The organism is Mycobacterium sp., from assembly GCF_046095365.1.
Taxonomy (GTDB): Bacteria; Actinomycetota; Actinomycetes; order Mycobacteriales; family Mycobacteriaceae; genus Mycobacterium.
In genome coordinates this window covers 1-15,017 of record NZ_JBJTJF010000036.1, presented here as the reverse complement: position 1 = coordinate 15,017, position 15,017 = coordinate 1, and the positions used below count along the sequence as shown (strand labels likewise).

Below are 15,017 nucleotides of genomic sequence, written 5' to 3'. Positions count from 1 at the left end.
CTCGGCGATGGCCGGGGCCCAGGTCCGGGCGACCGCCGCCGCCGTCGAGGAAGGCGCCCTGGCGCAGCTGGACGGCGCGCGGCCGCGGACCGTCATCTGGCTGGCCGGCCGCGGCCCGGCCGAGGCCGCCGGCGCGATGCTCGCGGCTGCCCTGGGCGCCCGGGCCGGCGAGCCGCTGGTGCCGGCGTCCGACACGCTGCCGTGGATCGGACCGCTGGACGTGCTCGTCGTCGCCGGCGACGACCCCGGCGATCCGACGCTGGTGGCCGCCGCCGCCACCGCCGTCAAGCGCGGCGCCCGGGTGGTGGTGGCCGCGCCGTTCGAGGGTCCGCTGCGCGATGCCACCGCGGGCCGGGCGGCGGTGCTGGCGCCGCGGCTGTGGGTCCCCGAGGAGTTCGGGCTGAGCCGCTACCTCGCCGCCGGGCTGGCCGTGCTCGCGGCGGTGGACCCGGCTTTCGACTCCGCCCTGGGCGCGCTGGCCGACGAACTCGACGCCGAGTCGCTGCGCAACAGCGCGTTCCGCGAGGTCTTCACCAACCCGGCCAAGCTGCTGGCCGAGCGGATGTCACACCGGCCGGTGGTGCTGGCCGGTGACTGCGCGGCCACCCGTGCGCTGGCCCGGCACGCCGGCGCGGTCCTCCCGGTCGTAGCCGTCCTCGGCCTGCTCCGGGCTCGGGTGCGCCTGCAGCGACAGCGGTTCGTCGGCGGCGAGCACCTTGACCAGGAAAGGCAGCACGTCGCCGAAGCGGCGCCGCACCGCGGGGCCCAGTTCGCCGTCCGGGTCGGCGGCGATCGCGTCGATCAGAGACGTCTGACCGCCGGGGCCCTCCAGCACGGCCGGGCCGCCGGGATGGGCCCCGAACCACAGTTCGGCCTCCGGGTGCGCGGTCGGCGCCGGCCGCCCGGTGAACTCGGCGATCGCGGTTCGCGAACCCCACGCGTAGGTGCGGACGGCTCCGTGTATCAGTTGCACTGTTCGCTAACCCCCTGTCAGTCCCAGGTACACCGCGGCCATCTCCAACCGCACCGCCAGCGTGGCCAGCTGCTGTTCGGCGCCGGCGTTGCCCGCCGGCACCGAGCCCGCCTCCCCGACGTCCTCGACCCCCACCAGGTCGACGTCGGCGCCGGAGATCCGCGCGGACAGCACCTGGCGCTCGTCGGCGAGGGCCAGCGCCAGCACCCGCGGACGGGCCGGCAGCGGGCCGTCGAACTCCTCGTCGTGGAACAGTGCGTCGACCGGGTCGGTGGGCCCGCCGCCGTCTGCGCGGCGCAACGCCGCGAGCGCGTCGGCCAGTCCGGCGGCCGCCACCGGCCGGCCGGCGACCCGCAGCAGCACCGCGCCGGCGTGCCGGTCACCTCGCCGGTGCGCAACTATCGCGACCGCAATCCCAAGCCCGAACTGCTGGTGGCGCTCTCGGAGTTCGACGCGCTGGCCGGCTTCCGGCCGGCCGCGCTGACGCACGAGTTCATGCGCGCGCTTGCCGTACCCGAACTCGACCCCTACGTCGCACTGCTGTCCGGAGAGTCCGACGCCGCCGGCCTGCGGGCGCTTTTCACCACCTGGATCACCGCGCCGCAGCCCTACATCGACACTCTGATCTCCGCCGTCCTGGAGGGTGCGGTGCGCTACATCCGTTCGGGGGCAACCGAATACGCCAGCGAGGCCAGAACGATACTTGAGCTCGGTGAGCGTTATCCCGGGGACGCCGGCGTGCTGGCCGCGCTGCTGCTCAACCGGATCGCGCTGCGCCCCGGCGAGGGCATCTTCCTGCCCGCGGGCAACCTGCACAGCTACCTCAACGGTGTGGCGATGGAGGTGATGGCCAACTCCGACAACGTCCTTCGCGGCGGGCTGACACCCAAACACGTCGACGTACCCGAACTGCTGCGGGTGCTGGACTTCAACCCGGTTCCCGACGCCCGGGTGGGCACCCGCCGGGACGGCATCGAGCTGATCTACAACACCCCGACGGCGGAGTTCGCCGCATCCCAGTTGACCCTCGACGGAGAGGACCTGGGGCGGGAGATCGAGGCGCCGTCGCGCCACGCCGGCCCGCAGATCCTGGTCTGCACGCAGGGGTCGGTGACCGCCCGGGGCAATGCCGGGGACGGCGCAGGTGTGCGCATCGACCGCGGCCAGGCGGCCTGGGTGGCCGCCGATGACGTCCCGATCCGGGTGCAGGCCTCGGTGCCCAGCCGGGTGTTCCGCGCTACGGTTGGCCTGTGATCGCCGGTCCGGCCGGCCTTCGGGAGGGATAGGGAATGTCGGCATCCGGCAGCACCCGGGCGATCGTGGCGGCGCTGACGGCCAACGCCGGGATCGCGGTCGCCAAGTTCATCGGCTTTCTGCTCACCCGCAGCTCGTCGATGCTGGCCGAGTCGGTGCACTCGGTGGCCGACACCTCCAACCAGGCGCTGCTGCTGCTCGGTCAGCGCAAGTCCCGGCGCGACGCGACCGAGTTGCACCAGTTCGGCTACGGCCGGGCCCGGTTCTTCTACTCCTTCGTGGTGGCGCTTGTTCTGTTCTCCCTCGGCGCGGTCTTCGCGGTCTACGAGGGCTACCACAAGATCGTGCACCCCGAGCCGCTGACCGCCCCGGTGATCGCGATCGTCATCCTGCTGGTGGCCATCGGGCTGGAGTCCTACAGCTTCCGCACCGCGGTGGTGGAGTCCAGACCGCTCAAGGGGGCCGCCAGCTGGTGGCAGTTCATCCGCCAGTCGCGCAACCCCGAACTTCCGGTGGTGTTGCTGGAGGACACCGGCGCCCTGCTCGGTCTGGTCTTCGCGCTGTTCGGGGTCGGACTGACCATCCTGACCGGTGACCCGGTGTGGGACGGCGTCGGCACGCTGATGATCGGGATCCTGCTGGGGGTCATCGCAGTTGTGCTGATGATCGAGATGCACAGCCTGCTGATCGGGGAGGGCGCGACCGCGGCCGAACTCGACTCGATCCGCGGCGCCCTGGAACAGACCGAGCACGTCGATCGGATCATCCACCTGCGCACCCAGTACCTCGGACCGGAGGAGATGCTGGTCGGCGCGAAGATCGCGCTGGCGCCCACGACCGACCTGGCCACCGTCGCGTCGGCCATCGACCGGGCGGAGGCCGCGGTGCGCGCCGCCGTGCCGACCGCCACGGTGATCTACCTCGAACCCGACCTCGACAGGTCGCTGGCCCGGTAGCGTCTGCGCGCATGGCCGCCGCGCGCACCAAATCGGTCGAGCAGTCGATCAGCGACACCGACGAGCCCGAGACCCGGCTGCGCAAGGACCTCAGCTGGTGGGATCTGACGGTCTTCGGAGTGTCCGTCGTCATCGGCGCCGGCATCTTCACCGTCACCGCCACCACGTTCGGCAACATCACCGGACCGGCGCTGTCCATCTCCTTCACCATCGCCGCGGTCACCTGCGGTCTGGCCGCCCTGTGCTACGCGGAGTTCGCCTCCACCCTGCCGGTGGCCGGCAGCGCCTATACCTTCTCCTACGCGACCTTCGGCGAGTTCGTCGCCTGGATCATCGGCTGGGACCTGATCCTGGAATTCGCCGTCGGAGCGGCCGTGGTGGCCAAGGGCTGGTCGAGTTATCTTGGCACCGTCTTCGGCTTCTCAGGCGGCACAACCGATCTCGGGCCGGTCAGCTTCGACTGGGGTGCCCTGCTGATCATCAGCGTGGTGTCTGTCCTGCTGACGCTGGGCACCAAGTTGTCGTCGAATTTCTCGGCGGCGGTCACCGCCATCAAGGTCGCGGTCGTCGTGCTGGTGGTCGTCGTCGGCGCCTTCTACATCAAGCCGGAGAACTTCTCGCCGTTCATCCCGCCGGCCCAGACCGGCGAAGGGGCGGCGGGAACCGGTGTCAACCAGTCGCTCTTCTCGCTGATGACCGGAGCCGGCGGCAGCCACTACGGCTGGTACGGCGTGCTGGCCGGCGCGTCGATCGTGTTCTTCGCGTTCATCGGCTTCGACATCGTGGCCACCACCGCCGAGGAGACCCGCGACCCGCAGCGCGACGTGCCCCGCGGGATCCTGGCCTCGCTGGGCATCGTCACCGTCCTCTACATCGCGGTGTCGGTGGTGCTGTCGGGAATGGTGCGCTACACCGAACTGCAGGACACCGCGCACGGCCACGCCAACCTGGCCACCGCGTTCTCGCTCAACGGCGTCAACTGGGCTGCGGTGATCATCTCCATCGGTGCGCTGGCCGGTCTCACCACGGTGGTGATGGTGATCATGCTCGGCCTGTCGCGGGTGTTCTTCGCGATGGCGAGGGACGGCCTGCTGCCGCGCCGCCTGGCCCGGACCGGCTCGCGCGGAACCCCGGTGCGGATCATGGTCCTCATCGCCGTCCTCATCGCCGTGGCGGCGTCGCTGTTCCCGATGTCCAAACTGGAGGAGATGGTCAACGTCGGGACGCTGTTCGCCTTCGTCCTGGTCTCCGCCGGGGTGATCGTGCTGCGGCGCACCCGGCCCGATCTGGACCGCGGCTTCCGGGCGCCGTTCGTGCCGGTGCTGCCGGTGCTGTCGATCCTGGCCTGCCTGTGGCTGATGCTCAATCTGACCGCGCTCACCTGGATCCGGTTCGTGGTGTGGATGGCGGTGGGTGTCGCGGTATACGCGCTCTACGGCTACCGGCACTCGGTCCTCGGCCAGCGCCTGGCCGCCGGTACGCCGGCCGCGCGCTAGGTGGGGGAGAGCCTGCGCGACACGGTGCTCGACGCGATGCGCCGGGAGTTGCTGCGCACGGACTGGTCGGCGATCACGCTCTCCGAGGTGGCGAGGTCGGCCGGCGTGAGCCGGCAGACCATCTACAACGAGTTCGGCTCGCGCCAGGGTCTGGCCCAGGCCTACGCGCTTCGGCTGGCCGACCGGCTGGTCGACGACATCGACAGCGCGATCGTCTCCAACGTCGGCAACGTCTACGGTGCGTTCCTGGCCGGGTTCCGGTCGTTCTTCGCCGCCTCGGCCGCCGACCCGCTGGTCATCTCCCTGCTGAACGGGGCCGCCAAACCCGATCTGCTGCAGATCATCACCACCGGCAGCGGTCCGATCATCACCCACTGCTCGAGCCGGCTCGCCGGGGCGCTGGTCGACAGCTGGGTGCAGGCCCCCGCCGAGGACGCCGGGGTGCTGGCCCGCGCGATCGTGCGCCTGGCCATCAGCTACGTGTCGATGCCGCCGGAGGCCGATCACGACGTCGCCGCCGACCTCGCCCGGCTGATGACGCCGTTCGCCGAGCGCTACGGGGGCGCCGGGGTGCGATCAGAGGCCGATTAGTGGCTGTGAGCTGGGCCGGGTTACCGTGTTCGCCATGACTTCCCTGCAGACCATGACCGCAGACTCCCGCAACGGCATCGACTACAAGGTCGCCGACCTCTCGCTCGCCGAGTTCGGCCGCAAGGAGATCCGGCTGGCCGAGCACGAGATGCCGGGCCTGATGGCGTTGCGCCGCGAGTACGCCGACGTGCTGCCGCTCAAGGGCGCCCGGATCTCCGGTTCGCTGCACATGACCGTGCAGACCGCGGTGCTGATCGAGACGCTGGTCGCTCTCGGCGCCGAGGTCCGCTGGGCGTCGTGCAACATCTTCTCCACCCAGGACCATGCCGCCGCCGCCGTCGTCGTCGGCCCCAACGGCACCCCCGAGCAGCCGCTGGGAACCCCGGTGTTCGCCTGGAAGGGTGAGTCGCTGGAGGAGTACTGGTGGGCCGCCGAGCAGATGCTCACCTGGCCGGGTGAACCGGCGAACATGATCCTCGACGACGGCGGTGACGCCACCATGCTGGTGCTGCGCGGCGCGCAGTTCGAGCGGGCCGGCGTGGTTCCCCCCGGCGAGGACGACGACTCCGCGGAGTACACGGTCTTCCTCAACCTGCTGCGCGACAGCCTCAAGGCCGACCCGCACAAGTGGACCCGCATCGCCGACTCGGTCAAGGGCGTCACCGAGGAGACCACCACCGGCGTGCTGCGCCTCTACCAGTTCGCCGCGGCCGGCGAACTGGTCTTCCCGGCGATCAACGTCAACGACTCGGTCACCAAGAGCAAGTTCGACAACAAGTACGGCACCCGGCACTCGCTGATCGACGGCATCAACCGCGGCACCGACGTGCTGATCGGCGGCAAGGCCGCGCTGGTCTGCGGCTACGGCGACGTCGGCAAGGGCTGCGCCGAGGCGCTCAAGGCCCAGGGCGCGCGGGTGGCGGTCACCGAGATCGACCCGATCAACGCCCTGCAGGCGATGATGGACGGCTTCGAGGTCAAGACCGTCGACGAGGCCATCGGCTGGGCCGACATCGTCGTCACCGCCACCGGCAACAAGGACATCATCACCCTCGATCACATGCGGGCCATGAAGGACAAGGCGATCCTGGGCAACATCGGCCACTTCGACAACGAGATCGAGATGGCCCGCCTCGAGCGCGACCCGGCCATCCGCCGGATCAACATCAAGCCCCAGGTCGACGAATTCGTCTTCCCCGACGGGCATTCCATCATCGTGCTCAGCGAGGGCCGGCTGCTCAACCTGGGCAACGCCACCGGCCACCCGTCGTTCGTGATGAGCAACAGCTTCTCCAACCAGGTGATCGCCCAGATCGAACTGTGGACCAAGAACGACGAGTACGACAACGAGGTCTACCGGCTGCCCAAGATCCTCGACGAGAAGGTCGCGCGCATCCACGTCGAGGCGCTCGGCGGTTCGCTGACGAAGCTGACCAAGGATCAGGCCGAGTACATCAACGTCGACGTCGAGGGCCCTTACAAGCCGGAGCATTACCGCTACTGACCCGCGTCCCCGGTGGTAGCTTGCGGCCGTGGCTGACACGGCGCGGTGGGGTGCGCTGCTGGCCGCCCTGCTCATCGCCGGACTCCCGGGTCCCGCACGTGCGCACGCCGACGACCCCTACCACCCGGACGACCCGTACTACAACGACGACGAGTACACCGCCTTCTACACCCCGCCCGATCCGCTGCCGCCGGGCCGGCCCGGAGACCTGATCCGCACCGAGGCGTCGGCGCTGGTGCTCGAACCGTCCGGACAGCTGGGCGCCATCATGGCCACCGGCACCCGGATCATGTACCGCAGCGTCGACTCGCGGGGGAACCCGATGGCGGTGACCGGCACCTACTTCGAGCCGTACAACCCGTGGCCGGGGGCCGGTCCGCGGCCGCTGCTGGTCTACGGCCCGGGCACCCAGGGCCTGGGCGACCAGTGCGCGCCGTCGCGCCAGTTCAACCAGGGCGTTCACTTCGCGCCCTTTCTGGACCTGGCGTTCAACTACGAGGCGTTGTACGTCTCGACCCTGGTCGCCCGCGGCTTCGCCGTGGTGATGACCGACTACCAGGGCCTGGGCACGCCAGGGGTGCACACCTACGTCAACCGGGTCGCCGAGGCCGACGCCATGCTCGACGCCGGCCGCGCGGCGATGCGGCTGCCCGGAACCTCGCTCCACCCGAACGGCCCGGTGGCGCTGATGGGCTACTCCCAGGGCGGCGGGGCGTCGGCGGCCGCGGCCGAACTCGCCCCGGACTACGCCCCCGAACTCAACATCGTCGGAGCGGTGGCCGGTGCGCCGCCGGCGGACCTGCTCGAGCAGATCCCGTTCACCGACGGCAGCGTGCTGGCCGGGGTGATCGGCTACGCGCTGAACTCGGCGATCGCCACCTACCCCGAGTACACCGCCACGATCCGCGCCACCCTGACCCCGATGGGGGAAAAGCTGCTGGCGGACACCGCCACCCAGTGCATCGCCGAGACGGTCCTGCGGTTCCGGTTCAAGCACCTGCAGGACTTCTTCGCCGCCGACGTCTCCGAGGTGGCCGGCAACCCGCTGTTCCGCGCGGTTTTCGAGGCCCAGAAGCTGGGGCGGCTGCGGCCGCAGGCGCCGGTCTTCATCCTCTCCAACCGGTACGACCCGCTGGTGCCGTGGGGCCCGGCCGCCCAACTGGGCCGGGACTGGTGCGCCCGGGGCGCCGACGTCCAGTTCTGGACCAACGAGCAACCGCCGCTGTTCAACAAGCTCGCCGTCAACCACGCGCTGCCGTTCCTGGTCGACGGGGAGCGGGTCATGCAATGGCTGGCCGACCGGTTCAACGCGGCGCCGACGACACCGAACTGCGGAGCGTTCTGACAGGTGGTCGCCGGGCTAGGCTCTCCGGCGTGCTGATCGTGATCGAGGGCCTCGACGGCGCGGGCAAGCGAACCCTGGGCGGCGGCCTGGCACGCGCGTTCGCCGACGCCGGCCGCTCGGTGGGCACGCTGGCCTTTCCCCGCTACGGGCAGTCCGTCACCGCCGACCTGGCCAGCGAGGCCCTGCACGGCCGGCACGGCGACCTGGCCGGCTCGGTGTATGCGATGGCGGTGCTGTTCGCCCTGGACCGGGCCGGGGCCAGGGATCGGATCGGCGCGCTGTGCACAAGCCACGACGTGGTCATCCTGGACCGGTACGTCGCCTCCAACGCCGCCTACAGCGCCGCGCGTCTGCACCAGGACGCCGCCGGTGAGGTGGTGTCGTGGGTGGCCGACCTGGAATTCGGCCGGCTGGGCCTGCCCGAGCCGGACCGCCAGATACTGCTCGACGTCACCGTGGAACTGGCTGCTCAGCGGGCCCGCCGCCGGGCCGACGAGGACTCCGAACGGGCGCGGGACGCCTACGAGCGCGACGAGGGCCTGCAGCACCGGACCGCCGCGGTGTATGCCGGGCTGGCCGCCGCGGACTGGCACGGCCGCTGGACGGTGGCCGGCGCCGGGGTCGATCCCGGCCGGCTCGCGGCGGAACTGCTGGCTTAGCCGGGGAAAGACGCGGCGCGTGGCAGCCGGGAATTGACGCGATTCGGTGCCACTATGGACGCCATGAGGCAACGGATCCTGGTTGTTGACGACGACCCCTCGCTGGCGGAGATGCTCACCATCGTGCTGCGCAACGAGGGGTTCGAGACGGCGGTCATCGGCGATGGCACCCAAGCGCTGACCGCGGTGCGCGAGCTGCGGCCCGACCTGGTGCTGCTCGACTTGATGCTGCCCGGCATGAACGGCATCGACGTGTGCCGGGTGCTGCGCGCGGACTCCGGTGTCCCGATCGTCATGCTGACGGCCAAGACCGACACCGTCGACGTGGTGCTCGGCCTGGAGTCCGGCGCCGACGACTACGTGATGAAGCCGTTCAAGCCCAAGGAGCTGGTGGCCCGGGTGCGTGCCCGGCTGCGGCGCAACGAGGACGAGCCCGCTGAGATGCTGTCCATCGGCGACATCGAGATCGACGTGCCCGCGCACAAGGTCACCCGCGACGGCGAGCAGATCTCCCTGACGCCGCTGGAGTTCGACCTGCTGGTGGCGTTGGCGCGCAAACCGCGGCAGGTGTTTACTCGAGATGTGCTGCTCGAACAGGTGTGGGGTTACCGGCACCCCGCCGACACCCGTCTGGTGAACGTGCACGTCCAGCGGCTGCGGGCCAAGGTCGAGAGGGATCCGGAGAACCCGCAGGTGGTGCTCACCGTTCGAGGAGTGGGTTACAAGGCCGGCCCCCCGTGACGCGAAGCGCCGCCGGTGATCCCGTGACGCGGGGTTCCGGTTGATCTTCAGCACGCGGCGGCGCATGCGGCCCGGTCCGGTGGTCCGGGGCACCAGTGCGCTGAGTCGGGTGATCGGGCATATCTGGCGTCGCTCCCTGCAACTGCGCGTGGTGGTGCTCACCCTGGGCCTGTCGGCCGCGGTGATCCTGGTCCTCGGGTTCGTGCTGACCAGCCAGATCACCAACCGGGTGCTCGACGTCAAGGTGCGCGCGGCCACCGAGGAGGTGGACCGGGCCCGCGGGACCGTCAGCGGCATCGTCAGCGGGGAAGAGGCCCGCTCGCTGGATTCCAGTCTGCAGCTGGCCCGCAACACCCTGACCTCCAAGCCCGGTCAGGCGTCCGGCGCCGGGCTGGCCGGCACCTTCGACGCGGTGCTGGTGGTGCCCGGCGACGGGCCCCGGGAGGCCACCTCGGCCGGCCCGGTGGACCAGATCCCGCGTTCGCTGCGTGATTTCGTCAAGGCGGGTCAGGTCAGCTACCAGTACGCCGCCGTCCGCACCGAGGGCTTCTCCGGGCCGGCCCTGCTGATCGGCACACCCGTGCCGGCGCGGGTGAGCAATCTGGAGCTCTACCTGATCTTCCCGCTGACCAACGAGGAGAACACCATCACGCTGGTGCGCGGGACGATGGCCACCGGCGGGCTGGTGCTGTTGCTGCTGCTGGCCGGCATAGCCCTGCTGGTCTCGCGGCAGGTGGTGCTCCCGGTGCGGTCGGCGTCGCGGACCGCCGAACGCTTCGCCGAGGGCCACCTGTCCGAGCGGATGCCGGTGCGCGGCGAGGACGACATGGCGCGGCTTGCGGTGTCGTTCAACGACATGGCCGAGAGCCTGCAGCGCCAGATCACCACGCTGGAGGAGTTCGGCAACCTTCAGCGGCGGTTCACCTCCGACGTCAGCCACGAGTTGCGCACCCCGCTGACCACGGTCCGGATGGCCGCCGACCTGATCTACGACCACAGCGAGGACCTCGACCCGGCGCTGCGGCGCTCCACCGAACTGCTGGTCAGCGAACTCGACCGGTTCGAGACGCTGCTCAACGACCTGCTGGAGATCTCCCGCCACGACGCCGGCGTGGCCGAGTTGTCGGTGGAGGCCGTCGACCTGCGCTCGACGGTCGACAAGGCGCTCGGGAACGTCGGGCACCTGGCGGCCGAGACCAACATCGAACTCGAGGTCGAGGTGCCCGGGGATCCGGTCATCGCCGAGGTCGACCCGCGCCGGGTCGAGCGCATCCTGCGCAACCTCATCGCCAACGCCATCGACCACGCCGAGCACCGGCCGGTCCAGATCCGGATGGGCGCCGACGAGGACACCGTCGCCGTCACGGTCCGCGATCACGGGGTGGGCCTGCGGCCCGGCGAGGAGAAGCTGGTGTTCAGCCGGTTCTGGCGCTCTGACCCGTCCCGGGTCCGTCGCTCGGGCGGGACCGGGCTGGGTCTGGCGATCAGCATCGAGGACGCCCGGCTGCACCAGGGCAGGCTGGAGGCTTGGGGCGAGCCGGGAGAGGGAGCCTGCTTCCGGCTGACCCTGCCGCTGGTTCGCGGACACAAGGTCACTACCAGCCCGCTGCCGCTGAAACCGCCTGCGGCGGAACGACTTCGGCAGCGGGAGACCGCGGGGGAGCGGGTGTGATCCGAAGGCTGCCGGCAGCGCTGCTGGCCGGGCTGATCGCTGTTGTGCCGTCGTGCGCCGGGGTTCCGGATTCGTCGGCGCCGCAGGCGATCGGCACGGTGCAGGTACAAGCCCCCAAGCAGTTGCCCGAGCCCAACCCGGCGATGAGCCCAGACCAGTTGCTGCGCGAGTTCCTCAAAGCCACCGGCGATCCGGCCAACCGGCACCTGGCGGCCCGGCAGTTCCTCACCGAGTCCGCCTCCAAGGACTGGGACGACCAGGGCAGCGCGCTGCTGATCGACAAGGTTGTGTTCACCGAAACCCGTTCCGCGGACAAGGTTTCGGTGAGCATGCAGGCCGACATCCTCGGCTCGCTGTCCGACATCGGTGTGTTCGAGACCGGTGAGGGCAAGCTGCCCGACACCGGGTCGCTGGAACTGGTGCAGACACCCAACGGCTGGCGGATCAACCGGCTGCCCAACGGTGTCTTCCTGGACTGGCAGCAGTTCCAATCCGCCTACAAGCGCTACACGCTGTACTTCATCGACCCGACCGGCAAGACGGTCGTCCCCGACCCGCGCTACGTCGCGGTGTCCGACCCGGACCTGCTGCCCACCGAACTTCTGAACAAACTCGTCGCCGGACCGCGCCCGGAGATGGCCAAGGCGGTGCGCAACCTGCTCGGCCCGCCGCTGAAACTCCGGGGACCGGTCACCCGCGCCGACGGCGGGAAGACGGGCGTGGGCCGGGGCTACGGCGGTGCCCGGGTCGACCTGGAGAACCTCACCACCACCGATCCGGCCAGCCGTCTTCTGCTTGCCGCGCAAATGATTTGGACGATGGCCCGCTCCGACATCAGCGGCCCGTACCTGATCAACGTCGACGGTGCTCCGCTGGACGACCGGTTCGTCGACGGCTGGAAGACCACCGATGTGGCCGCCACCGATCCGGGGGCGGTCGACGGGGCTTCGGCCGGCGTGCACGCGCTGATGGGCGGGTCGATGATGGCGCTGGACGGTCAGCGCGCGGTGAAGGTTCCCGGATCGTTCGGGACGATGACCGACCAGCGAGCGGCGACGCTGTCCCGTTCCGGCCAGGACGTGGCCTCGGTGGTCGCACCGCCGGACGCCGGGGTGTCGCTGTGGATCGGGCCGAACGGAGGACAGGCGGTGCTGGCCACCGACGGCCGTACGCTGTCACGGCCGTCCTGGGCGCTCGACGACGCGGTGTGGGAGGTGGTCGACGGCAACAACGTGGTCCGGGTGATCCGGGAGGAGGCCTCCGGCGAGCCCGCCCGCATCCCGGTGGACTCCGCGGCGGTCACCTCCCGGTTCCCCGGCACGATCTCCGAACTGCAGCTGTCCCGGGACAGCACCCGGGTGGCCATGGTGATCGACGGGCAGGTGGTGCTGGCCGGGGTGGAGCAGACCCCGGGCGGGGAGTTCTCGCTGACCTTCCCGCGCCGGATCGGCTTCGGCCTGGGCAACTCGGTGGTCTCGCTGTCCTGGCGCACCGGCGACGACATGGTGGTCACCCGCGACGATCCGGCGCACCCGGTGTCCTACGTCAACCTCGACGGGGTGAACTCCGACGGCCCGAGCAACAACCTGGTGATGCCGGTCTCGGCGGTGGCGGCCAACCCGTCGGCGGTCTACGTGGCCGACGCCCGCGGCGTGCTGCAGTTGCTGGCCGGCAGCGCCGCCGACGCCCAGACCTGGTCGGAACTGCGCCCGTTCATGGCGCCCGGAGCGGTACCGGTGATGCCGGGCTAACCGGTTCCCACGGTGTCGTACCCGGTCGGCAGACTCCGACGCGTGCTCGACCTGGTGCTGCCGCTTAACTGCGGGGGTTGCGGGGCCCCGTCCATCCGCTGGTGCGACTGCTGCGCGGCCGCTCTGCGGGTGCACGCCGACCAGCCGCACCTGGTCAGCCCGCGCATCGACCCGGGGGTGCCGGTGTTCGCGCTGGGCCGCTACGCCGGGCCGCGCCGGCGGGCCGTCGTCGGGCTCAAGGAGCACGGCCGCCGCGACCTGACCGTCCCGTTGGCCCGGGCGCTGGCCCTGGGCATCCACCGGCTGCTCAGCTGGGGCGTCGTCGGGCCGCCGCTGACCGTCGTCCCGGCCCCGACCCGCCGCGCGGCGGCGCGCCGGCGCGGGGGCGACCCGGTGGCCCGGGTGGCAGCGGCCGCCGTCGGAGCCAACCCGGGCGTCGCGGTGCTCGGCGCCCTGCGCACCGTCGGACCGGCCCGCGACTCGGTGGGCCTGGGCGGCGCGGCCCGGGAGCGCAACATCGCCGGGCGGGTTCGCCTGGTCGCCCGGCCGGCCGGCGAGGTCCTGGTCGTCGACGACGTGGTGACCACCGGCGCGACCGCGCGCGAGGCCGTCCGCACCCTGGTCGGGGGCGGGGTGGCGGTGGCGGCGGTGCTGGTCCTGGCGCACGCCTGAGTAACAAGTGTCCAAAGACCCGGATACGGCTGGGCCAAAAGGTGGCACCGCCGGTGCGCTGCGACTAGCGTCGGATTCGACACACCGCGACGTAGGGAGGTGGTTCTTCGATCCCTGGCGTCCCCGGGAGCGTCCCGGATTGACGCGTGCAGCATCAACAGGCCGGGCACGCCCGAGCGCGTGCTTCCCCCGCATGAGAAACGAGTTGCCAAGTATGTCAACCCAATCCGTGAAGTCCTCGCAGTCCTCCTCCGATGGCCAGGAGTCCGTAGCCGCCCCGAACGCCGATGTCCAGGTGACGGGCCGCAACGTCGAGATTCCCGATCACTACCGCATCTACGTGGGGCAGAAGCTCGCTCGCGTCGAGCGGATCGACAACTCGATCCAGCGATTCGACGTCGAGCTCGAGCACGAGAACAACCGCCGGCAGCGCAAGAACTGCCAGCACGTCGAGATCACCGCGTACGGCCGGGGCCCGGTGGTGCGCGGCGAGGGCTGCGCGGACAGTTTCTACGGCGCCTTCGAGGCCGCCGTGCACAAACTCGAGAGCCGTGTGCGCCGGGGCAAGGACCGCCGCAGGGTGCACTACGGCGACAAGACCCCCGAGTCGCTGCACCAGGCGGTCGGCAAGGCGGCGCCGATCGACCTGGCCGCGGCCTTCGACCCGGACGGCTCCGCCCCGGCGCCGGTCGTCGAGGACCACGAGCCCGGCCAGATCGTGCGGGTCAAGGAACACCCCGCCAAGCCGATGACCGTCGATGACGCGCTCTACGAGATGGAGCTGGTGGGCCACGACTTCTTCCTGTTCCACGACAAGGAGACCGACCGGCCCTCGGTGGTCTACCGCAGGCACGCCTACGACTACGGCTTGATTCGGCTCGCCTAGCGAGCCGGTGGCTTGATTCGGCTCGCCTGGCGAGCCGGTGGGTTGATTCGGCTCGCCTGGCGAGCCGGTGGCTTGATTCGGCTCGCCTGGCGAGCCGGTGGCGTGGTGCCCTGGTTAGGGTCGGGTCTGTCATCGACCGTGCAGGGAGAAAGCCATGCCTTTCGGCGAATCCGTGCGTCACGACCAAGGCCGCGCCCCGTCCCGGGTCGGGCGATACGTGGGCCGGGTCGGTGGGCTCGCTGTCGCGTTGGGCGTGGGCATCGGTGTCGCGGCCTGCGCGACGCCGGTCGCCTCCGCCGACACCACGCGGGGGGATTCCTCCGGCACCGGAGGTACCCCGAAGCCCGTGGTGCGCGGCTCGGCCCACCCCGGTGCGGGCACGCCCGGGGCCGAGGCCCGGTCGCGCGTGCGGGGTCGCAGCGCCGCCGCCGCGGACACCGCCGTCGTCCCGTCGACTCCGGTGTCGCTGCCGGCGGCAGCCGTCCAGCCGGCCCGATCCGACTCGCGGGTGCGGCCC

The 15,017-nt window shown here is 70.9% G+C and carries 11 protein-coding genes and 5 pseudogenes; 14 read left to right on the top strand and 2 right to left on the bottom strand.

From position 1 onward, the window contains the following. Nucleotides 1-652: pseudogene (locus ACKOQ4_RS02780) on the top strand (TobH protein); the annotation flags it as partial. Here ACKOQ4_RS02780 and ACKOQ4_RS02775 read toward each other — a convergent pair. Then, nucleotides 620-973, bottom strand: a pseudogene (locus ACKOQ4_RS02775) (type I phosphomannose isomerase catalytic subunit); the annotation flags it as partial. The pseudogenes ACKOQ4_RS02780 and ACKOQ4_RS02775 overlap by 33 nt on opposite strands. A gap of 6 nt (nt 974-979) precedes the next feature. After that, nucleotides 980-1,351, bottom strand: a pseudogene (locus ACKOQ4_RS02770) (TobH protein); the annotation flags it as partial. Here ACKOQ4_RS02770 and manA point away from each other — a divergent pair. The 13 genes and pseudogenes from manA to ACKOQ4_RS02705 all read left to right on the top strand — a co-directional run. Further along, nucleotides 1,328-2,227 (top strand): annotated as a pseudogene (gene manA, locus ACKOQ4_RS02765) (mannose-6-phosphate isomerase, class I); the annotation flags it as partial. The pseudogenes ACKOQ4_RS02770 and manA sit on opposite strands and share 24 nt — an antisense overlap. A gap of 35 nt (nt 2,228-2,262) precedes the next feature. Then, nucleotides 2,263-3,183 carry a cation diffusion facilitator family transporter gene (locus ACKOQ4_RS02760; RefSeq protein WP_526288593.1) on the top strand — a complete coding sequence of 307 codons (921 nt, stop codon included), beginning with the start codon at nt 2,263-2,265 and terminating at the stop codon, nt 3,181-3,183. Between the two features lie 11 nt (nt 3,184-3,194). Then, a complete protein-coding gene (locus tag ACKOQ4_RS02755) occupies nt 3,195-4,679 on the top strand; it encodes an amino acid permease (RefSeq protein WP_526288591.1) in 1,485 nt (494 codons plus the stop codon). A 36-nt stretch (nt 4,680-4,715) separates the two neighbouring features. Continuing rightward, a complete protein-coding gene (locus tag ACKOQ4_RS02750) occupies nt 4,716-5,270 on the top strand; it encodes a TetR/AcrR family transcriptional regulator (RefSeq protein WP_526288599.1) in 555 nt (184 codons plus the stop codon). A 34-nt stretch (nt 5,271-5,304) separates the two neighbouring features. Next, on the top strand, nt 5,305-6,774 hold the full coding sequence (gene ahcY, locus ACKOQ4_RS02745) for an adenosylhomocysteinase (RefSeq protein WP_526288589.1): 1,470 nt from the start codon (nt 5,305-5,307) through the stop codon (nt 6,772-6,774). 67 nt (nt 6,775-6,841) lie between these two features. Next, nucleotides 6,842-8,119, top strand: a complete 1,278-nt coding sequence (locus ACKOQ4_RS02740) for an alpha/beta fold hydrolase (protein ID WP_526288597.1) — start codon at nt 6,842-6,844, stop codon at nt 8,117-8,119. Nucleotides 8,120-8,148: 29 nt separating this feature from the next. Further along, nucleotides 8,149-8,778 (top strand): dTMP kinase, encoded by a 630-nt coding sequence (locus tag ACKOQ4_RS02735; RefSeq protein WP_526288587.1) that lies wholly within the window; start codon nt 8,149-8,151, stop codon nt 8,776-8,778. Nucleotides 8,779-8,832: 54 nt separating this feature from the next. Then, nucleotides 8,833-9,519, top strand: coding sequence for a two-component system response regulator MtrA (gene mtrA, locus ACKOQ4_RS02730; protein WP_526288585.1), 687 nt, complete (start codon nt 8,833-8,835; stop codon nt 9,517-9,519). 40 nt (nt 9,520-9,559) lie between these two features. Then, a complete protein-coding gene (gene mtrB / locus ACKOQ4_RS02725; RefSeq protein WP_526288583.1) occupies nt 9,560-11,191 on the top strand; it encodes an MtrAB system histidine kinase MtrB in 1,632 nt (543 codons plus the stop codon). Continuing rightward, the gene (gene lpqB / locus ACKOQ4_RS02720) at nt 11,191-12,942 is read left to right on the top strand and encodes an MtrAB system accessory lipoprotein LpqB (RefSeq protein WP_526288595.1); all 1,752 of its coding nucleotides are present in this window, start codon (nt 11,191-11,193) and stop codon (nt 12,940-12,942) included. Before mtrB ends, lpqB begins: the two co-directional genes overlap by 1 nt. A 42-nt stretch (nt 12,943-12,984) precedes the next feature. Next, nucleotides 12,985-13,614 (top strand): ComF family protein, encoded by a 630-nt coding sequence (locus tag ACKOQ4_RS02715; RefSeq protein WP_526288581.1) that lies wholly within the window; start codon nt 12,985-12,987, stop codon nt 13,612-13,614. 214 nt (nt 13,615-13,828) lie between these two features. Beyond that, nucleotides 13,829-14,500, top strand: coding sequence for a ribosome hibernation-promoting factor, HPF/YfiA family (gene hpf / locus ACKOQ4_RS02710; protein WP_526288579.1), 672 nt, complete (start codon nt 13,829-13,831; stop codon nt 14,498-14,500). 154 nt (nt 14,501-14,654) lie between these two features. After that, nucleotides 14,655-15,017 (top strand): annotated as a pseudogene (locus ACKOQ4_RS02705) (hypothetical protein); the annotation flags it as partial.